Annotated in this window: 18 protein-coding genes and 4 tRNA genes; 12 read left to right on the forward strand and 10 right to left on the reverse strand. The window is 64.0% G+C overall.

Going from position 1 to position 20,022, the window contains the following annotated elements; translation table 11 throughout:
- Positions 1-456: 456 nt before the first annotated feature.
- Positions 457-987, reverse strand: a complete 531-nt coding sequence (locus ACE3OV_RS18015; RefSeq protein ID WP_374328893.1) for a hypothetical protein — start codon at positions 985-987, stop codon at positions 457-459.
- Positions 988-1,188: 201 nt separating this feature from the next.
- On the opposite strand from ACE3OV_RS18015, the gene ACE3OV_RS18020 reads away from it, so the two are divergent.
- Genes ACE3OV_RS18020 through ACE3OV_RS18045 form a run of 6 tightly spaced genes read left to right on the forward strand, consistent with a single transcriptional unit; the run spans position 1,189 to position 9,353 of the window.
- Positions 1,189-2,040 (forward strand): M15 family metallopeptidase, encoded by an 852-nt coding sequence (locus ACE3OV_RS18020; protein ID WP_374328894.1) that lies wholly within the window; start codon positions 1,189-1,191, stop codon positions 2,038-2,040.
- A 34-nt stretch (positions 2,041-2,074) separates the two neighbouring features.
- Complete coding sequence (locus ACE3OV_RS18025) at positions 2,075-2,341, forward strand: PAAR domain-containing protein (protein WP_374328895.1); 267 nt, start codon at positions 2,075-2,077, stop codon at positions 2,339-2,341.
- A gap of 16 nt (positions 2,342-2,357) precedes the next feature.
- Complete coding sequence (locus ACE3OV_RS18030) at positions 2,358-3,776, forward strand: hypothetical protein (protein WP_374328897.1); 1,419 nt, start codon at positions 2,358-2,360, stop codon at positions 3,774-3,776.
- 11 nt (positions 3,777-3,787) lie between these two features.
- Positions 3,788-7,597 (forward strand): type VI secretion system membrane subunit TssM, encoded by a 3,810-nt coding sequence (gene tssM / locus ACE3OV_RS18035; RefSeq protein ID WP_374328898.1) that lies wholly within the window; start codon positions 3,788-3,790, stop codon positions 7,595-7,597.
- Entirely contained in the window at positions 7,594-8,574 is a 981-nt protein-coding gene (tagF, locus tag ACE3OV_RS18040; RefSeq protein WP_374328899.1) for a type VI secretion system-associated protein TagF, read from the forward strand. The genes tssM and tagF overlap by 4 nt, the downstream gene beginning before the upstream one ends.
- Before the next feature lie 2 nt (positions 8,575-8,576).
- A complete protein-coding gene (locus tag ACE3OV_RS18045; protein WP_374328900.1) occupies positions 8,577-9,353 on the forward strand; it encodes an OmpA family protein in 777 nt (258 codons plus the stop codon).
- Positions 9,354-9,388: 35 nt separating this feature from the next.
- On the opposite strand, the gene tssA is transcribed toward ACE3OV_RS18045, so the two are convergent.
- From tssA to uvrC, 8 genes are all read right to left on the reverse strand, one after another.
- Positions 9,389-10,510, reverse strand: coding sequence for a type VI secretion system protein TssA (tssA, locus tag ACE3OV_RS18050; RefSeq protein ID WP_374328901.1), 1,122 nt, complete (start codon positions 10,508-10,510; stop codon positions 9,389-9,391).
- A 290-nt stretch (positions 10,511-10,800) separates the two neighbouring features.
- Positions 10,801-11,262, reverse strand: a complete 462-nt coding sequence (locus tag ACE3OV_RS18055; RefSeq protein ID WP_374328902.1) for a DUF1178 family protein — start codon at positions 11,260-11,262, stop codon at positions 10,801-10,803.
- Positions 11,263-11,271: 9 nt separating this feature from the next.
- A tRNA-Leu gene (locus tag ACE3OV_RS18060) sits at positions 11,272-11,356 on the reverse strand.
- 70 nt (positions 11,357-11,426) lie between these two features.
- Positions 11,427-11,502, reverse strand: a tRNA-Gly gene (locus ACE3OV_RS18065).
- A gap of 8 nt (positions 11,503-11,510) precedes the next feature.
- A tRNA-Cys gene (locus tag ACE3OV_RS18070) sits at positions 11,511-11,584 on the reverse strand.
- Positions 11,585-11,637: 53 nt separating this feature from the next.
- Positions 11,638-11,713, reverse strand: a tRNA-Gly gene (locus tag ACE3OV_RS18075).
- Positions 11,714-11,766: 53 nt separating this feature from the next.
- On the reverse strand, positions 11,767-12,345 hold the full coding sequence (gene pgsA, locus ACE3OV_RS18080; RefSeq protein WP_374328904.1) for a CDP-diacylglycerol--glycerol-3-phosphate 3-phosphatidyltransferase: 579 nt from the start codon (positions 12,343-12,345) through the stop codon (positions 11,767-11,769).
- A gap of 6 nt (positions 12,346-12,351) precedes the next feature.
- A complete protein-coding gene (gene uvrC / locus ACE3OV_RS18085) occupies positions 12,352-14,169 on the reverse strand; it encodes an excinuclease ABC subunit UvrC (protein WP_374328905.1) in 1,818 nt (605 codons plus the stop codon).
- 57 nt (positions 14,170-14,226) lie between these two features.
- Between uvrC and earP the strand changes: the two genes are divergently transcribed.
- The 6 genes from earP to ACE3OV_RS18115 all read left to right on the forward strand — a co-directional run bounded on the left by earP (position 14,227) and on the right by ACE3OV_RS18115 (position 19,804).
- Positions 14,227-15,318, forward strand: coding sequence for an elongation factor P maturation arginine rhamnosyltransferase EarP (gene earP / locus ACE3OV_RS18090; protein WP_374328906.1), 1,092 nt, complete (start codon positions 14,227-14,229; stop codon positions 15,316-15,318).
- Positions 15,319-15,354: 36 nt separating this feature from the next.
- Positions 15,355-15,915, forward strand: a complete 561-nt coding sequence (efp, locus tag ACE3OV_RS18095; RefSeq protein WP_374328907.1) for an elongation factor P — start codon at positions 15,355-15,357, stop codon at positions 15,913-15,915.
- 125 nt (positions 15,916-16,040) lie between these two features.
- The gene (gene argC / locus ACE3OV_RS18100; protein ID WP_374328909.1) at positions 16,041-16,991 is read left to right on the forward strand and encodes an N-acetyl-gamma-glutamyl-phosphate reductase; all 951 of its coding nucleotides are present in this window, start codon (positions 16,041-16,043) and stop codon (positions 16,989-16,991) included.
- Positions 16,988-18,661, forward strand: a complete 1,674-nt coding sequence (locus tag ACE3OV_RS18105; protein WP_173580701.1) for an ABC-F family ATP-binding cassette domain-containing protein — start codon at positions 16,988-16,990, stop codon at positions 18,659-18,661. The genes argC and ACE3OV_RS18105 overlap by 4 nt, the downstream gene beginning before the upstream one ends.
- 8 nt (positions 18,662-18,669) lie before the next feature.
- On the forward strand, positions 18,670-19,512 hold the full coding sequence (locus tag ACE3OV_RS18110) for a putative RNA methyltransferase (RefSeq protein WP_374328912.1): 843 nt from the start codon (positions 18,670-18,672) through the stop codon (positions 19,510-19,512).
- A gap of 4 nt (positions 19,513-19,516) precedes the next feature.
- Positions 19,517-19,804, forward strand: coding sequence for an aspartate/glutamate racemase family protein (locus ACE3OV_RS18115; RefSeq protein ID WP_374328913.1), 288 nt, complete (start codon positions 19,517-19,519; stop codon positions 19,802-19,804).
- On the opposite strand, the gene ACE3OV_RS18120 is transcribed toward ACE3OV_RS18115, so the two are convergent.
- On the reverse strand, positions 19,801-20,022 hold a 222-nt coding region (locus ACE3OV_RS18120; RefSeq protein WP_374328915.1), incomplete at its 5' end, for a Tn3 family transposase. The genes ACE3OV_RS18115 and ACE3OV_RS18120 overlap by 4 nt on opposite strands.

Consider the following 20,022-nt stretch of genomic DNA (forward strand, 5'->3'; position numbering starts at 1 on the left):
CCGGATGATGCCGCCGGCGCCGACTTGGCTTCTGGATTTCCATCGAAAGTGTCCACCATCGTTTTAAGGGGACACGATCTTCGCGGTCTGGCGCGTCAATTTACAGATGGGTTTGCCGGGCGCTTACTGAGCTTCTCTCAACGTTTCGTTTGCCAAGGGTGAGTCAAATTGAGTGCGCTGCGGTGGTGGCACACAAGGCCAACCCGTGCAGGGCAAAGCTTTAGCGGGGCTCGGGGATGCTCTGGCGCCTCTCGGCTTGGACTTCACTTGGCCGGTAGCCCACTGCCGGCACGGTGCTCCAGCCAGATCATGCAAGCCTGCCTGAACAAACCAGCGGAGGAACTGCCCGCTGCCGACGCGCCTTTCGGTGGCGGCCACCATCCGGGCCGAGTACAAGAAATTCTCCGAGAAGAATGCTGCGCTCGCCCGCGCTTCCTCCGCCAGGGAATGACGCGATTAACGCATGATCGCCGTGATGATATCGACGTCCCTGCGCAGGGGCGGGTCTTCCGGTGATTTGTGCTGGCGCTTCGCCGACTTATTCATGGCGAGTTTTTTTGGCATCGTCTTGCGCGCAATTTTGTTTTTCTGGCGTTTGACCGGACGTTTCGCAATTTTTACCTTCACCGGCCCTGCCGATGGGGGTTCTTCGAGGACGAGCAGGGGGTTGCTCTGTGCCTTGGTGAGGTCTTCGGCTGAAGTACTCGGTGCGATCTCGGGGGGGGCTGCTTTAGTGGCGTTTACCGTGGGCGGTGTTTCGATCTTGCTGACGGTGATTGGCGCCGGCGTGCTGGCGGCAGGCGGTGTGGGCGGTACTTCGGACTTCGGCAGGAGTTGCGGTCCGTAGAAGAGGGCGAGCAGGAGGAGCAGGGTGCTCAGGCTGAGCAGCGCGGTCGGTACGGCAAGGCCCATGCCTTCGCGCTTTTTTCCGGTCGCTTGGGTGACCAGGCGGGCGTATTCGGGATCGAGATCTTTCAGGATGCTCATGAAAATCGATTCATCATTTAATGAAATGGATGCGTACTTTGAAAAATTCCTGTTTCAAAGTTGCAAGATGCAGCCATTATATGAAAAACGCAAGTTCACGGCTGCATTCGTTTGTACTAAAATCCCGACTCCCCAATGGCATGTCGCTGGCAGCCAGGCGGAAAATTCCATCTATACATAGACCAACGGGCGGAGTCGGGCTTGGTTGTTGCAACGATCGCTGCATATTTCTTTCTGGTTGCGTTTGCCGCCGTACTTGTCGCATTTCCCGCCTACCGTAGCCGCGTGACGGCACTTTTCTGGGGGGCGCTCGACGCCGGGGCCGCGCCAGCGCAGCGTTTCGCCCGTGGCACCTGGGATGCGCTGCTGGCTTCGGGCCGGGCATTGAGCCAGGGGCGGCGACGTGTGGTGGCCTATGTGGCCGGCAATCGCTTGCTGGTCTCCTTGACCAGCGTGGCCTTCTTGTTGCCAACGCTGGTTGCCTGGTGGTTTGGCGGCTTGAGCCTGTTTTCGTTCAGCGACGCGGATCAGCAACTTGCCGTAGACCGGCAGATCGCCCTGCTGCTGGAGGGGGAACAACTGGTGCCGCCGGCGCCATTGCCGCCGGAAGCGTTCACGACCCGCGAAGTGGAGATGGTGCGTCCCGATGCTGCATATGCGAGCCGGGACTGGCTGCGTCTCGATGATGAGTTCCGGCAGCGCTTGCTGGTGGCGTTCAAGCTGATGAAGGAGCGCCACGGTTACGAGATGGTGCTGATCGAGGGCTATCGCTCGCCGGAGCGGCAGGCCCAGTTGGCGGCGCAAGGGAGTCACGTGACGCATGCTGGCGCCTACAGGAGTTATCACCAGTACGGTCTGGCCGCCGACTCGGCTTTTCTGAAGGACGGGAGGATCGTCATTTCGGAACGCGATCCCTGGGCGATGCGCGGCTATGCGCTGTACGGGGAAGTCGCCGAACAACTTGGGCTGACCTGGGGTGGGCGCTGGAGATTACTGGATTACGGACACGTCGAGTTGCGCCGGGCCGGTGTGCTCGGGCGGGCGCCTGAATGATGTCAGTTCGAAAAAACCACGGGAGGAGGGGCCGATGAGCCGACCATTCATTTTGCTGGGTGACAAGACGGACCATGGTGGCGTCGTCATTTCGGCGTCTGGAACCAGCGACTGGAACGGGCGCGGCATCGCCCGCATCGGCGACAAGGTGACCTGTCCCAGAAAGGGGCATGGCAGCGTGACGACCATCGTCACCGGCGATCCGACGGCGATCATCGATGGCCAACCGGCCGCCCGCCATGGCGACAAGACCGCCTGCGGCGCGACCCTGCTGGCCAGCCAGTGGCAGACGACGGATTGAGACAAGACTGGCTGGCATGCGCTCCGTTGTAGTCAAAACGCTGTTGGGCATCTTTCTGGTTCTGGCGATCGTCTGGGCGCTGATCCTGGGCTGGTGGCAATCGAACGATTTTTCCCCGTCGCCGGGGGAGATGCTGCTTTATCTGCTGGGTGTTCCGCTGACCTTGATCGTCGGCTATCTCCTGCTGCAGGGATTCATCGAGCATCTGAAAAAACCGGTGGAGGTGGCGGCGCCAAGCGCGCCTGCCGCGCGTGACGACGATCCGCTGGCCCGAGCGGGCGCGGCGAGCGATGCGGCCGAGCGGAATTGGTCGCTGTCCTTGCTGGCGAGCCATGTTTCGCTGGCGAGCGGCAAATCGGCGGCGGATGCGCTGGCTGCAGTCGCCGAAGGCCGCCGGCCGGCGCCGAGTTCGCGCCTGCAGGATGATGCGGGTTTTCCGGCCTTCGTCGCCGAAGTCGCCGACCTGGACATCGATCAACTGACGGAACAACTGCAGGCAACGCAGCCAGCGCTTGTGCAGGTCGATGAATCACCCGCCTTCGTGCGCGCGCTGGGCTTGCTCGACAGCGTCATCGATGCCGTCCGCAACGACATCGATCCGCTGCGCGAGGCGAACCCGGAGAGTTTTCATCTGAGCGTGCTCTGTTTGTTGCCGGAAACCTGGCAGCCGGCGCTGATGCCGCTGCTGCGTCAGTACCTCGGCGATCGTCTGGCCAACGATCTGCCGGGCGTTGCCGTGGAAATCATGGTCTTGCAGGCGAAGCACGAGGTGGACGCATTGCGTCAGCTCGATGCGGCCATCGTCCGTTGCAACCGTGACCCGCTCGATGACGAATTCCTGCTCGTGCTGGGCACGGTGTCGGCGGTCGACGAAGACTGCATCGCGCAGTGGGCGGGGCAGGGCAGCTTATTTACCGCCGCTCACCAGGACGGCTCGATCCCCGGCGAAGGCGCGGTTGCCCTGCTGCTGACCCGGCAGGCGACGGTCGACCGGCTGCAGCGCGACAACGCGCTGACCGTCAGCCGCCTGGTCCATGGCAGCCGGGACAAGCGCCTCGATGCCGGTGGTCGGGTCGGTGGCAAATTGATCGCCGGGCTGTTCGGCAGCCTGCTCGAAACGACGGCGACCGATCCGGCAAGCCTTAATGCCGTGCTGCTCGATACCGATCACCGGGCGGCGTACATGACCGAAGCCCTGGAAGGACTGGGCGAGAGCATCGCCCATCTTGATCCGCTCAAGGATGTTCTGGCGATCGGTCTGGTCGCCGGCAGCCTGACCCCGATCGGCGGTTTGCTGGCGCTTGCCGCCGCCGGCGCCCGAAGCCTTGCCGAAAACGCTCCCGTACTCTGCCTGAGCAATCATCATCCGCTCGAACGGGCCATGTTGATCGTTCGTCCGGCGCCCGCCAGCGAACCCGAAACCTCCACCTCCTGAATGCCTGAACGATGTATCGACTCCGATCCCTCCTGACCGATTCCCGCTTTCTTTCGATCGTCGGCATCGCCGCCCTGACGGCTTTCTTCTTTCTCGGCGCCAGCACATTGAAGGTGGCGCTGATCTGGGCGGCGATCGCCAGCGGTGTGATCCTGTTGATCTGGGGTGTCGTCTGGTGGGTGCGGCGACGGCGCGCCCGACAGGCCGGCGAGGCGATCGGCACCATGCTCGAGACGCCGGACGAGAAGCTGCAGAAGAAGGGCACTTCGGCTTCCGCCGTCGAAATCGAGGCGCTCAAGAAACGCATGCACGAAGCCATCCGGACGATCCGCGGCTCCAAGCTGGGGCAGGTCTCGGGGGCTGAAGCGCTGTACGAACTGCCGTGGTACATCACGATTGGCAACCCGGCCGCCGGCAAGAGCACGGCGATCGTCAACTCGGGGCTAAAATTTCCTTTCGACGACGGCGGCAACGCGATCATCAAGGGCATCGGCGGCACCCGCAACTGCGACTGGTTCTTCACCACCGAAGGCATCCTGCTCGACACCGCCGGCCGTTACTCGGTGCATGAGGAAGACCGCGAGGAATGGCTGGGTTTCCTGCAACTGCTCAAGAAGAACCGGCCGCACGCACCGATCAACGGCATCATCGTCACCGTCAGCATCGGCGAACTGATCGGCAATTCGCCCGCCTTCGCCATCAGCCTGGCCAAGAACCTGCGCCAGCGCGTGCAGGAGCTGACCGAGAAGCTGGAAGTCTTCGCGCCGGTCTATGTGCTATTCACCAAGGCCGACCTGATTCCCGGCTTCCACGATTTCTTCCTCGATCTGGAATGGACCGAGCGCGACCGCGTCTGGGGCGCGACGATCCCCTACGAACAATCGACCGGCAACGAACTGATCGCGCTCTTCGACCGCCATTTCGACGAGCTGTACGAAGGCCTGCGCGCGATGAGCGTGGCCCAGCTATCGCGGGTCCAGGGCGAGAACACGATGCCCGGGCTGCTCATCTTCCCCTCCGAATTCGCAGCGATCAAGAACGCCCTGCGCGCCTTCGTCGCCACCCTGTTCGAGGACAACCCCTTCCAGTTCAAGCCGGTTTTCCGTGGCTTCTACATCACCTCGGCGACACAGAGCAACGACATCACGCCGATTTCCAGCGAGCGCGTGCAGAAGAAATTCGCCCTGCAGGGCGGCGGCAGTAGCGGGGTACGCACCGCGATGACCCATGGCTACTTCCTCAAGGAACTGTTTTCCAAGGTCATTTTCCCGGACCGCAACCTGGTCCGGCGCCACACCACCCGCTTCAAGATGCGCCTGCGTCAGGTTGCCGTGCTTGGGGCGCTGGGGGTGCTCGGTCTGACGCTGGGCGGCTGGAGCTGGTCCTACCTCAACAACCGCAGCCTGCTGGAGAACGTCCAGCAGGACATCACCAAGGCCATCCGTCTGCAGGATGGCCGGATCGACCTGCAATCGCGCCTTGAAGCGATGGCGATCCTGCAGGACCGGCTAATCCAGCTCGAGCGCTTCAACGAGGAACATCCGCTGTCGATCGGCCTCGGCCTGTATCAAGGCAAGGAGATGGCCGACAAGCTGCGGAGCGAATACTTCCACGGCATCAACAGCATCATGCTGACGCCGGTGAAGGAAAACCTCGAAGCCTTCCTGATCGAGGTCAATCTGCCGGCCAATCAGCTACGGCGGCGGGAAGCGGGCAATGCCGAAGCGATTCAGCGCACCGCTGCCAGTGGTCCCTACCGCGATGCCATCCCGTCCGATGTCGAGGACGGCTACAACGCATTGAAGACCTACCTGATGCTGTCCAGCCACGAGCATGTGGACGCCGGCCATCTTTCCGACCAGATCACCCGCTTCTGGCGCGGCTGGCTGGAGGCCAACCGCGGCACGATGAGCCGCGAACAGATGATCCGCTCGGCGGGCAGCATCCTGTCCTTTCATCTTGAACACGCCAGCGACCCGCAATGGCCGTTGATCACGACCAACCTGGCGCTGGTCGATGAGGCCCGCGACAAGCTGCGTCGCGTCGTCCGCGGCATGCCGGCGGCGGAACGGGTCTATGCCGAGATCAAGGCGCGCGCCTCCACGCGCTTTGCCCCGGTGACCGTCGCCAATATCGTCGGCCCCGACAATGCCACTCTGGTCACCGGCAGCAGCGTCGTGTCCGGCACCTTCACCGCCGAAGCCTGGCGTGATTACGTGCAGGGCGCGATCAAGGAAGCGGCGACCAACGCCCAGAAAAACGCCGACTGGGTGCTGATGACCTCGACCAGCGACGACCTGACGCTGGAAGGTAGCCCGGAGCAGATCCAGAAGACGCTGATCGCGATGTACAAGCAGGATTACGTCGAGGAATGGAAACGCTTCGTGCAGGGCGTCAGCGTCGCCTCGTTTGCCTCCTTCCCGGAAGCCGTGGCGGCAATGGGGCGGATCGGCGACCCGCAGAATTCGCCGATCGGCACCCTGGTCAAGGTGATTTTCGACCAGACCGCCTGGGACAATCCGTCGGTCGCCAACCTCGGCCTGGAACGCGCCCAGAAGGGCTTCATCGAATGGTTCAAGCGTTCGATCCTGCGCATGTCGCCGAGCCGGGTCCAGGTCGACGTCAACGTCGCGGCGGCCAAGGGCATCCCGATGGGACCGGTCGGCCAGGAATTTGCCGGGGTGGCCCGCCTGGTCGTGCCGCGCGATGGCGGCGATCCGCTGATCGACACCTATCTCGGCCAATTGTCCAAGCTGCGGACGCGCCTGAACCAGTTGAAGAACCAGGGCGATCCCGGTGCCGGGGCGCTGCGCCTGATGCGCGACACGCTCAGCGGCAGCAATTCCGAACTGGCGGAAACCCTGCGTTACGTCGACGAGCAGATGCTCACCGGCATTCCGGACAACCAGCGCAACGTGCTGCGCCCCTTGTTGCTGCGGCCGCTGCTGCAGACCTACGCGGCGATCATCCGGCCCGCTTCGGAAGAGTTGAACAAGACCTGGGTCGCTCAGGTTCAGGAACCCTTCAGCCGCAAGCTGGCGATCAAGTATCCGTTCTCGCCGCAAGCCGGGATTGAGGCTGGCCCGGCGGAAATCGCGCAGATTTTCGGGCCCGAAGGGGCGGTCGCGAAGTTCGCCGAAAGCGCGCTTGGCGGTCTGGTCGAGCGCCGGGGCAACACGATCTCGCCGCGCACCTGGGGCGACCTCGGCCTGGCGCTGCAGGCGGATTTCATGAGCGGCTTCTCGCGCTGGGTGGCACCGCTGGAAGGCGGCGTCGCCGCCGACAACCAGGGCGCCAGCCAGGCGCAGACTGCCTTCATGCTGCGCCCGCAGCCGGCGGCGGGGACGATCGGTTATGTCGTCGAAGTCGACGGGCAGAAGCTGAATTACCGCAACGGCGCATCGCAGTGGGCCAACTTCATCTGGCCCAACCCGGCGGGGACGCCGGGCGCGCGCATCCAGGCCACCACCTTCGAAGGCGAGACGATCGACATCATCAATTTCCCGGGACGTTTCGGCCTGGAAAGGATGATCAACTCGGCTTCGCGCACCCGTCTCTCTGACGGCGCCTTCCGCCTGAAATGGGCCAATCGCGGCGTCGAGGTCAGTATCGACCTGCGCCTGCTGAGCAGCCCGCAGGCGCAGTCGGGACGCTCGAACGATGGAGGAGGGGAGCGCAGCTGGAACGGCATGAGCTTGCCGCTGGCGATCGCCCAGGTCGAGCCGGCTGCAGCGCCCGCGGCAACTGAGCCGGCAGCGACTGCGCCGGCGGCGCCGCCTCCCCCCGCACCAGCACCTGCCACAGCAGGAGGTGCGCAATGAATACGGGTGGCAAGGGCGCGGTCTGCTTCGGCAAGATTCCGTCACGCGGCGATTTCATCAAGGGCGGTGGCCAGCACCAGTTGATCCAGGTGCTCGACAAATGGGTCACCCAGGCGATGGAGCAATTGTCCGAGGATCCGCGCTGGAAAACCGCCTACGACAACGCGGTCGGCATCGATTTCGTCTTCGCCGGGGCGCGCAGCCGGATTTCCGTGGTCGGTCACATCCGGCCGAGCAGCGATGCGTCGGGGCGGCGTTTTCCCTTCATCACGGCCGGCACCATCGAGCGCGACGATGCGCTGGTCTTCCGTTGCGCGCCGGTGGCGCTGGTGCAGATTTTCGGTGAACTGGCCGGCGTCTGCGAAGCAGGCCTGCAAGGCGCCGAAGTCGCCAGCCTGCTGACGACGCTGGAAGGCATCGATGCGGCCGGCGAGTTCGCCCGATCATTGCAAAGCGATCCCTTGGGGAACTTCGTGCGCCGCACGACACTGGAAATCCTGGCCGCGATGCTCGGCTGTTCCGATTGCTCGCCGGTACGCCGTACCATCCTCGCCATCGGCCTGCTGATGCGCCCCTTGCTGGGGCAGGGCAACGCGGTGGTCGACAAGGAACTGGTCTTCGCCTTGCCCAGGGACGAGCGCAGCCGCAATCTGGTCGCCGGCTTGTGGATTTACCTGGTGACCGCTTTCCTGCGCAAATCCGGTGTCGAAGCGCAGTTCCTCATACAGCGGGCGCCCCAGGCGCCGCGTCTGGTCATTGGTTTCAACGGCAGCTCGGCGGCGGCGCTGACCGCCGCGATAACGCCGGAATCGGGCAGCGAGCGGGTGATTTCCCTGGTCGATCCGGAATGGGTCGACCAGCAGCTTGCCGCCAATCGGGAGTACGGCCTCGCCAAGCTTTCCGCCTATCTCGAACAGCCCGCCATCACGTTGGAACTGGCGATACAGACGTTCCGCGAAGTCTATCTGGGAGAATGAGCATGAAATTCCGCACCATCGCGGCGAGCCTGGCATTGGCTGTCTGCCTGCTGCCCTCGGCCCGGGCTACGCCCACCGTCGCGCCGGGCGCCGTCATCGCCAGTGGCGTGGTCCCTGACGAAGCCGCCCGGGCGGCGATTCTGAGCCGGCTGCGCGAGGTTTTCGGCGCCGCCAACATCGTCGATCGCCTGGAAGTCGGTGGCGTCGTGCCGCCGCCCAACTGGGCGGATTACATGAGCAAGCTGCTGACCGACAACCTCAAGGAAGTGCACAAGGGTCAGATGCAGGTCACCGGCACCCGCGTCGCGCTGAAGGGCACGGTCGCCAACGAGGCGCTGCGGCAACAGGTGGTGAGCAAGATCGCCCTCGCGCTGAATCCGACCTATACCGTCGACAACGCGCTGGTGGTTGCCGGACCGGCCGCCCAGGAAGTGCTCGACCGGACGCTGTCGAACCGCATCGTCGAGTTTGAAAGCGGGTCGGCGACCCTCACGCCCAAAGGAGTCGTCATCCTTGATGAGATGGTGGCAGCGATGAAACAGATCGGCATGCCCAAGGTGCAGATCATCGGCCACACCGACAGTTCCGGTAACCGCCAGGCCAATGTCAGCCTCAGCCTGGCCCGTGCCAACAGCGTGCGCGACTACCTGATCAGCAAGGGGATTCCGGCCGAGTCGCTGACTGCCATGGGTTCGGGGCCGGATCATCCAGTCACCAGCAACGCGACGGCGGAGGGCAGGGCGCGCAACCGCCGCATCGAGTTCCGGCAAACCGGCTAGGCGTAGGCGGCGCTCGGTCGAGGAGCGCCTAGCATTCAGGCAGGGCTGTCGGTGTCGTCCGGCAACATGGCGTTGACGCCGAGCAATTCCTCGACATGAGACAGTGAGGCGTCGTCCTTGACGACGCTGCGCAGCCACTGGTGCAGCGGCATGGTTCCCCATTTGGCGGCCTTCTGCGCCAGATAGGCGACCGGGCTGTGCGGCTCGGTGCGGCGGAAATAGCCGGCGATTTCCTGCAGCAGATAAATCGCGTGCTCGCGGGAACGAATCGGTCCGGCCTGCTTCTCTCCGGGAATTTCGCCGATGCTCGGTTCCGTCCTGCCCGGGCTTGCAAACATGGCTCCCATCTCCTCTGTTTTCGAATCGACCGGGGTTTCCGGTGGCGTCGCGGGAAGGTCGCTGCCGGCCTGCCGCCGGAAGAAGTGCATCATTTCCTGCAGCGCTTCGAGACTTGCGCCGAATGCCGGAGATTGTTCGCCCAGCAGGGGCTCGACAACCTCCTGCAGGCGCTTGATCGCGCCCTGCAGGCGTTCGGCGGCCTGTAACTGGGTCAGAAAATAACTGCGCGGCGTATCCTTGAGCGCAGCTTCGAACACCTCCATCGTCAGCATGCCGGAACGGGCCGCTTCCTCAGCATACGCGGCATTGAGTTCGACGTTCTTCGCCACGTTGCGGGCGGTTTCCCGGTCAATGCTGGAAAACTGTCCTTTTTTCGATTTGGTCAGGGGAATTTCACGGATCAGGCGGACGCTCTGATTGACCAGCCAGTCGAGCACGCCAACCCTGACGTCGTCGTCGGCATCTTCCGGCAGCGGATGGATCGATGCCCAGAAGTTTTCCGCCAGCCCCGCCAGCAGCCAGTAACCCTCGGCCAGACCATCAAGTCCGGCAGTCTTGCCACGCGCCTCGATCATCCAGGCCGCCAGCCGCAAGTCCTTGGTTTTCGTGGTGAGCAGGCGTTCGCCGAGACGAATCACCGCCGGCCAATCCGCCTCCTTGATCGTTGTCACCCATTCGCCCTGAGAGATCGAAGGATCGTCGAAGCGCCGGGCTTCCTGAATCTCGTCAAACTCGGAAGAAAAAATCATGTCTTCGCCGCAAGGGCCGGCGCTACCTACCAAGGGACGCAGCAAGTTTCCAACTCCAGTGGTTAGCACTTATGCGATCGCTGAGAGATTGCCGCATATGGCTAAATCATATAAAGATGTCATTATAATAAATCGGGGTGGAATTGTCAGAAGCTCATCGATGAAGCCGGTGATCATTGTCGCGCATAATTTGTATTATGTTAAATAAAGAATCAAAATAGGTCCATCGAGGTGGCAATGGCTTACCTGGAATTCGTGAGGCTGTCGGCAAGTGATGTCGTCGAGCGGCAGGCAGTAGCATTGGCTTACGCATGGCGCCGCCGAAGCTTGCCGGCCGGGATTACGAACAGCGGCTGGAATTACTGCAGGTCTTCGTCGCCGAGCGCTGGCAGATTCATGATCTCGATACCTTCGTCGCGCAGGGCTTCGCATTCATCAGGCGTGGCCTGGCCGCGGATCGAGCGTTCCGGTGCTTCGTTGTAGTGAATCTTGCGGGCCTCGTCGGCGAAGGCGTTACCGACATCCTCGCTGTTTTCCATGATCGCCCGGATCAATTGCCGGTAAGCGGCAGCAATCTGCTCGCCGGCAGGCATCAGCGCGGTTGCTGTGCCTGCGCGTGCGTTGCTGGAAACCGGCACAGCGGCCGGTTCGGCGTGGGCTCCTCCGATTGCGACGGCTGACGGTACGCGACGGACATCATCGCTGTCGCACTGCGGGCAGCGCACAATATGCTGCGCCAGTTGAGCCTCGAAATCTTCGGCGCTGCGGAACCAGCCTTCAAAACGGTGTGCGTTGTCGCAACTCAGGTCGTAGATGATCATCAGAAGCCTTGGTGCCCGGGACGGGACTCGAACCCGTACACCTTTCGGCGAGAGATTTTAAGTCTCTTGTGTCTACCGATTTCACCACCCGGGCGGGTTTTTCAATCGCATCGCTCAGCCCGATACGAAAAAGGGAAAGCGCGTTGCGCTTTCCCTTTTCATTTTGGAGCGGCAGAAGAGTCTCGAACTCTCGACCTATACCTTGGCAAGGTATCGCTCTACCAACTGAGCTACTGCCGCAAAACTTCTGGAGGCGCGGGCCGGAGTCGAACCGACCTACACGGATTTGCAATCCGGTGCATAACCGCTTTGCTACCGCGCCCCGCCTTCAAACTTTACTACATGGAAAAAGCCATCGGCTTTCCCCGGAAAATCTGGAGCGGCAGAAGAGTCTCGAACTCTCGACCTATACCTTGGCAAGGTATCGCTCTACCAACTGAGCTACTGCCGCGTCAAACAGAGCGCGCATTATAGACGCCCCAAGGATCTTGTCAACACTCTGCGTTATTTTTCCGCACTGCGCCGGGCAATTTCCGGCCAGGCCATGCGCAGGTAATAAGCCATCGACCATAGTGTCAGCAAGGCCGCCAGCCAGATCAGCCATTCGCCAGCCAGCATCGTGTCCATACCGAACAGCGGTGCCTGGAACAACAACAACGGGATCGCCGCCATCTGCGCGGTGGTTTTGATCTTGCCCAGCATCGAGACGGCGACGCTCTTCGCCGCACCGATCTTGGCCATCCATTCGCGCAGCGCCGAAATGGTGATCTCGCGACCAATGATGATGGTGGCAACGATGGCATCGGTGCGACCGAGCTGGACCAGAACGATCAGCGCAGCGGCGACCATCAGCTTGTCGGCGACCGGGTCGAGAAAGGCGCCGAAGGCCGAGGTCTGGTTCAGCTTGCGCGCCAGGTAACCATCAGCCCAGTCGGTCAGCGCGGCGGCGATGAAAATCAGCGTGGCCGACAGGTTGCGCTCCTGCATCGTCGCCCAGTCGGCGGGCAGGAAATAGATCGCGATCAGCAGAGGGATGGCGACGATGCGCAACCAGGTCAGCAGGATGGGAATGTTGAATGGCATAGGCCGTCAGTGTAAGGCGGAATGGATCTTTTCGGCCAGTTCGCGACCGATGCCGGGAATCTCGGCGAGCTGGTCGACGCTCGCCTCGCGCACGCCGGCCAGGCCGCCGAAACGGGCGATCAGTGCCTTGCGCCGGGCCGGGCCGACGCCGGGCAGGCTTTCCAGCGTGGATGTCTTGCGGCTCTTGGCGCGCTGCCCGCGATGGCCGGTAATGGCAAAACGGTGGGCCTCATCGCGCACTTCCTGGATCAGGTGCAGCGCCGGGTGGTCATTTTTCAGGTTGAGCGGCGGTCGACCGTCAGCTTCCGGGAAAATCAGGCTTTCCAGGCCGGGTTTGCGTTCCTCGCCCTTGGCGACGCCGATCATGTTGAGGTGGGTCAGGCCGAGGTCGGCGAGCGCCGCCCAGGCCGAGGCGACCTGGCCCTTGCCGCCGTCGATCAGAATCAGGTCGGGCGCCCTGCCCTCGCCGCTGGCGATGCCGTCGTAGCGCCGCGTCACCGCCTGACGCATGGCTGCGTAGTCGTCGCCGGGCGTGATGTCGCGGATGTTGAAGCGACGGTAGTCGCGCTTGCTCATCTGGTTGCCGTCGTAGACCACGCAGGAGGCGACGGCGCTTTCGCCCATGGTGTGGCTGATGTCGAAGCATTCGATGCGGGCGATCGGCTCGCTCAGTTGCAGCGCTTCCTGCAGCGCGATCAGGCGCTGTTCCTGCTGCGCCGTCGTCTGGTTGCGCGCCAAAATAGCCAGGCGGGCGTTCTGCAGCGCCATCTCGACCCAGGCCTTCTGCGTCAGGCTGCGCGCTTCGAGGATGGGCAGCGGGCGGCCAGCGAGTTCGGCCAGACTGGCGGCGATTTCCTCGACCTCGTCGTTGTCCGGCAACGGCGAGACCAGCAGACGACCGGGCGCCGGGTGTTTTTCGTAATGCTGGCGCAGGAACGCGGTCAGCGCGTCGGCGGCGGTCGAATCGCCGGCATTGCTCGGGAACAGCGGGCGGTCGCCGAGGTGGCGGCCGCCGCGCACCATCGCCAGGTTGACGCAGAGCTGGCCGGCTTCGCGCACGGCGACGACGATGTCGACGTCCTCGCCCTTGCTGCTCGAGACGAACTGTTTTTCCTGGACCTGGTGCAGCGACTGGATCTGGTCACGGTAGATTGCCGCCAGCTCGAAGGCGAGCTTCTCGGCGGCCTTCTCCATCGCCGTGTTGAGGCGCTTGATCACTTCCTGCTGCTTGCCGGCGAGGAACATCGCCGCATATTGAACGTCGGCGGCGTAGTCGTCGGGCGCGATGTAGCCGACGCAGGGCCCGCTGCAGCGCTTGATCTGGTAGAGCAGGCAGGGCCGCGAGCGGTTGGCGAAGACGCTGTCCTCGCAGGTGCGCAGGCGGAACATCTTCTGCAGCAGGTGGATGCTGTCGCGCACCGCCCACGACGACGGGTAAGGCCCGTAGTAGTCGGCTTTGCGGTCCGGGTTGCCCCGATAGAAACCGAGGCGCGGGAACTTGTCGCGCGTCAGCACGATGTAGGGGTAGGACTTGTCGTCGCGGAACAGGATGTTGTAACGCGGCGCCAGCGACTTGATCAGGTTGTTTTCCAGCAGCAGCGCTTCCGCCTCGGTGCGCGTCGCCGTCGTCTCGATGTGATCGATCTGGCCGACCATGTGGGCGATGCGCGGACTCGACAGGTTGTCGCGGAAGTACGACGCCACCCGCTTCTTCAGGTTCTTGGCCTTGCCGACGTAGAGCACGGCGCCGTCGGCACCGATCATGCGGTACACGCCGGGGAGTTCGGTCAGCGATGCGAGGAAGGATTTTGAATCGAAAGCCACGGTCGACCGGCGGAATGGGCGAAAAACGGGGAAAAAGGCACGGGCCGCGATGTTAACATGCCGCCCATGCAGCCACATTGGGACATTTTCTGCCGCGTCGTCGACAACTACGGCGACATCGGCGTCTGCTGGCGGCTCGCCCGCCAACTGGCGGCCGAGCACGGCAGGCGCGTGCGCCTGTGGGTGGATGACCTAAGCAGCCTGCAGCCGCTCTGCCCGGCCTGCGACCCGGCCTTGCCTGCGCAGGCGCTGGCCGGTGTCGAAGTCCGCCGCTGGGCGGACGCTGCGACGGTCGACTGGTCCGGTGCAGGAAAAGCCGCCGACGTCGTTATCGAAGCCTTTGCCTGCGAGCTGCCGCCCGCCTACCTCGCCGGCATGGCGCTGCGACCGGTGCGCCCGGTCTGGCTCAATCTCGAATACCTGAGCGCCGAAGCCTGGGTCGATTCCTGCCATGGCATGGCTTCGCCGCATCCATCGCTGCCGCTGACCAAATATTTCGTTTTTCCCGGTTTTTCGCCGTCGACCGCCGGCTTGCCGCGCGAAGCCGGGCTGCCGGCGGCGCCGCTCGCACCGCTGCCGGCAATCCTGGAAATCAGCCTGTTCTGCTACGCGACGGCGCCGGTCGCCAGCCTGCTCGACGCCTTCGCCGCCGCGCCCCGACCGCTGCGCTGCCTGGTGCCGCCCGGCCAGCCGCTGGCCACCGTGCGTGCCTGCCTGAGCGGCGACGGGCCGTGGCAACTCGGTCTGGCGCGCGTCGAGCCGATCCCTTTCCTCGCCCAGGACGACTACGACGCGCTGCTGCGCCGTTGCGCGATCAACTTCGTGCGCGGCGAGGATTCCTTCGTCCGCGCCCAATGGGCCGGCCGCCCCTTCGTCTGGCAGATCTACCGGCAGGACGGCGACGCCCACCTGGGTAAGCTCGACGCCTTCGTCGACCGCTACTGCGCCGACCTCGCCGAGCCGGCGGCTCGCGCGCTGCGCCAGCTATTCCTGGCCTGGAACACAGGGGCCGATTGCACCGCCGCCTGGGCCGATTTTCTCGGCCATTACGACGCAATCGCCCACCACGCTGCGAGCTGGAACGCGGCCTTGCGCACGCAGCCCGATCTGGCGACGAATCTCGTCAAATTCTGCGCCGCGCAGGTATAATCTCGCGTTTTATTTTTCCGCTTTGGGATATCCCACATGAAGACCGCTCAGGAACTCCGCTCTGGCAACGTGATCATGGTCGGCAGCGACCCGCTCGTCGTCCAGAAGACCGAATACAACAAGTCCGGCCGCAACGCCGCCGTCGTCAAGATGAAGCTGAAGAACCTGCTTTCCGGCAACCCGTCGGAAGCGGTCTACAAGGCTGACGACAAGTTCGAAGTCGTCGTCCTCGACAAGAAGGAAGTCACCTACTCCTACTTCGCCGATCCGATGTACGTCTTCATGGACGCCGAATACAACCAGTTCGAAGTCGAAGCCGAGAACATGGTCGACGCGCTCAAGTACCTCGACGACGGCATGCCCTGCGAAGTCGTTTTCTACGACGGCAAGGCAATCTCGGTCGAACTGCCGACCATGCTCGTGCGCGAAGTCGAATACACCGAGCCGGCCGTCAAGGGCGATACCTCGGGCAAGGTCATGAAGCCGGCCCGCATCAAGCCGACCGGTTTTGAACTGCCGGTGCCGGCCTTCGTCGAAATCGGCGACAAGATCGAAATCGATACGCGTACCGACGAATACCGCAGCCGTACCAAGTAATTCCGGAAACTGCCGGATCGTGCAAGGGCAGCTTCGGCTGCCCTTGGCTTTTCCGGGCTGTCGCCAAAGCGACACGCTTTTCTGCCAGAATTCCTGTACAACCCAACTGAAACGCGGACCCCACCATGAGCTATAAAGTCTTTGTCGACGGCCAGGAAGGCACCACCGGCCTGCAGATCAACGAATACCTCGCGCAGCGCGCCGATATCGAAATCCTCAAGATCGACGCCGACAAGCGCAAGGATCTCGCCGAGCGCAAGCGCCTGATCAACGCCTCCGACATCACCTTCCTCTGCCTGCCCGACGCGGCGGCCAAGGAATCGGCCAGCCTGGTGGACAACCCGAACACCTGCATCATCGATGCCTCGACCGCGCACCGCGTCAATCCGGACTGGGTCTTCGGCCTGCCCGAGCTGTGTCCGGAGCAGCGGGCGAAAATCCGCGCCAGCAAGCGCATCGCCAACCCCGGCTGCCACGCCAGCGCCTTCATTCTGGCGCTGCGCCCGCTGGTCGCTGCCGGGCTGCTGCCGGTTGCCACCCAGATTGCCGCCAATTCAATCACCGGTTACTCGGGTGGCGGCAAGTCGATGATCGCTGACTACGAAGCCGCTGCCGCCAGCACCACGCAGCTGAAAGCGCCCCGTCCCTACGCGCTCGCCCTGGCGCACAAGCACCTGCCGGAAATGCAGGCCTACACCGGCCTGAGCGTGGCGCCGATCTTCCAGCCCATCGTCGGCCCGTTCTACAAGGGCCTGGCCGTCACCGCCTACCTGCAGCCGGCGCAATTCACCCGCGCCGCGACGCCGGCCGACGTCCAGAAGATCATCGCCGACTACTATGCCGGCGAGCGCTTCATCAAGGTCCTGCCGGTCGATCTTGAAGCCACCACCGACGGCGGCTTCTTCGACGTCGAAGCCTGCAACGGCAGCAACCGCGTCGACATCGCCGTCTTCGGCAACGCCGAGCGCATGCTGGTGATCGCCCGTCTCGACAACCTCGGCAAGGGCGCTTCCGGCGCCGCCGTGCAGGCGATGAACGTGCATCTCGGCGTCGAGGAAAGCGCTGGCCTGCTTTGATCGTCCTCAGCAAAGTCACCCTGCGGCGCGGCACGAAAGTGCTGCTCGACAAGACCACGGTCACCATCAATCCGGGCGAGAAGGTCGGCCTGGTCGGGCGTAACGGCGCCGGCAAGTCGACCTTGTTCGCGCTGCTCAGCGGCAAGCTGCACGAGGACGGCGGCGATTTCTCGATGCCCAGCCAGTGGCGCATGGGCCAGGTCGCCCAGGAGATGCCGGAAACCGACCAGTCGGCGACCGATTTCGTCATCGACGGCGACACGCCGCTGCTCGCCGCCCGCAACGAGGTCGCCGCCGCCGAAGCCAGCGACGACGGCATGCGCATGGCCGAGGCCTACATGGCGCTGCACGACGCCGGCGAACACGACGCCGAGGCGCGCGCCCAGGCACTGATCCTCGGTCTCGGCTTCAAGGTGTCCGAGCTCTACCAGCCGGTCAACAGTTTCTCCGGCGGCTGGCGCATGCGCCTGCAACTGGCCCGCGCGCTGATGTGCCCGTCCGACATCCTGCTGCTCGACGAACCGACCAACCACCTCGACCTCGACGCCATGGTCTGGCTGGAAGCCTGGTTGAAGCGCTACCAGGGCACGCTGGTGATGATCAGCCACGACCGCGAGTTCCTCGACGCGATCACCCAGGTCACGTTGCACATCGACAACGCCAAGCTGGTCCGCTACGGCGGTAACTACAGCAAGTTCGAGGACATGCGCGCCGAGCAGATGGCGCTGCAACAAGCGACGATGGCGCGCCAGGCGGACAAGATCGCCCACCTGCAGTCCTTCATCAACCGCTTCAAGGCCAAGGCCAGCAAGGCCAAGCAGGCGCAGAGCCGGGTCAAGGCGCTGGAGCGCATGGAAAAGATCGCGCCGGTGCTGGCCGACGCCGACTTCAGCTTCGAATTCCAGGAGCCGCAGAACCTGCCCAACCCGATGCTGTCGATGGTCGATGTCGCCATCGGCTACCCGCCGCCCGCCGACGCGCCGGCCGGCACGCCGCCGACGACCATCGTCCGCGGCATCAACCGCTCGGTGATGGCCGGCCAGCGCATCGGCATCCTCGGCGCCAACGGCCAGGGTAAATCGACGCTGGTCAAGACCATCGCCCGCGACCTCGGCGCGATCAGCGGCCAGGTCACCGAAGGCAAGGGCCTGAACATCGGCTACTTCGCGCAGCAGGAACTTGATGTCCTGCGGCCGCAGGACACGCCGCTCGAACACATGATCCGGCTGGCCAAGGAAGCGATCGCCGCCGGGCGCAGCAACGTGCCGGGCCGCGAGCAGGAACTGCGCAACTTCCTCGGCAACTTCAATTTTGGCGGCGAGATGGTCAAGCAGGCGGTCGGCACCATGAGCGGCGGCGAAAAGGCCCGCCTGGTGCTGTGCATGCTGGTCTGGCAGCGGCCCAACCTGCTGCTCCTCGACGAACCGACCAACCACCTCGACCTCAACACGCGCGAGGCGCTTTGTGTCGCACTCAACGAGTTCGAGGGCACGGTGATGCTGGTCAGCCACGACCGCGCCATGCTGCGCTCGGTCTGCGACGAGTTCTGGCTGGTCTCGCGCGGCGGCGTTGGGCCGTTTGACGGCGACCTCGACGACTACCAGCGCTACCTGCTCGACGAAGCCAAGCGCGCCCGCGAGGAAGCCTCGGCACTGCTCAAGGCGGCCTGAGGCCGGCGATGGCGACGACAGCGTTCACCGCCCTCGCCTGCCCGCTCGACGGCGCGCCGCTGGCGCCGGTCGACGGCGGCTGGACCTGCCCGGCCGGCCACCGCTACGACCAGGCCGCGCAAGGCTACGTCAACCTGCTGCCGGTACAGCACAAGCGCTCGCGTGATCCCGGCGACAGCAAGGAAATGGTCGCCGCCCGCCGCCGCTTTCTCGAAGCCGGCCATTACCGGCCGATCGCCGAACTGGCAGCGCGCGCTGCCTTGGCCGACCTGCCGGCCGACGCCGCCTGCCTCGACGCCGGCTGCGGCGAAGGCTACTACCTGCGCCAGCTCGCCGCGCAGGCCGACGCAACAGGCCAGACCCCGGCCCTGCTCGGTCTCGACATCTCGAAATGGGCTGTCCAGGCGGCAGCCAAGGCGCAGCGTGGCACCGCAACCTGGGTGGTCGGCAGCAACGCCCGCCTGCCGGTGCTGCCGGCAACACTCGACCGCGTGCTCTGTCTGTTCGGCTTCCCGGTCTATCCGGAGTTCGCCCGCGTGCTCAAGCCGGGCGGCCAATTAATCCTGATCGACGCCGGCCCCGACCACCTGCGCGAACTGCGCGAGATCATCTACCCGACGCTGAAGGCGCCGCGCAACGGCGAGCTGCCAGTGCCTGAGGGTTTTGTCGCCGGCTCCGGCGAAAGCCTGCGTCATTCATTGACGCTGGACGGCACAGCCATCATCGCCGACCTGCTGGCGATGACCCCCCACCTCTACCGGGCGACGCCCGAAGGCCGTGCCCGTGCCGCCGTGCTGGAAACGCTGAAGCTGACGGTCGATGTGCGGTTGAGCCGATTTTTGCGGAACTGAGAGCATGAAAACCATAGGCCTGATCGGCGGCATGAGTTGGGAATCGACGCTGCCCTATTACCGCCTGATCAACGAGCACGTTCGCGACCGCCTGGGTGGGCTGCATTCGGCGAAGTTGGTGCTGTACAGCGTCGACTTCGCCGAGATCGAGCAACTGCAGCAGACCGGCGACTGGATCACGGCCGGTACCCATCTGGCGGATGCCGCTCGCGCCCTGGCGGCGGCCGGTGCCGAGGCGCTGGTGTTGTGCACCAAGGGGTCGCCTCAGAAAACGGAAAAAATCGTACGTTAAGCCGGTTGTAGCGACCGTAGCGGCCTGAACTTGCCCGCGCCGATCTTGGCGCTGCTGCGCCAGAGGTAATCGCCCGTCAGGTTGATGTGCTCCCAGCCGAGCGGCGAGAGGTACTGCAACAGGGCGTCATCGACAGTCTGGCCGTGACCACGCAAGGCGTTTGAGGCCCGTTCCAGATAGACTGTGTTCCACAGCACGATGGCGGCCGTCACCAGGTT

It is taken from the genome of Azonexus sp., assembly GCF_041909095.1.
Classification (GTDB): domain Bacteria; phylum Pseudomonadota; class Gammaproteobacteria; order Burkholderiales; family Rhodocyclaceae; genus Azonexus.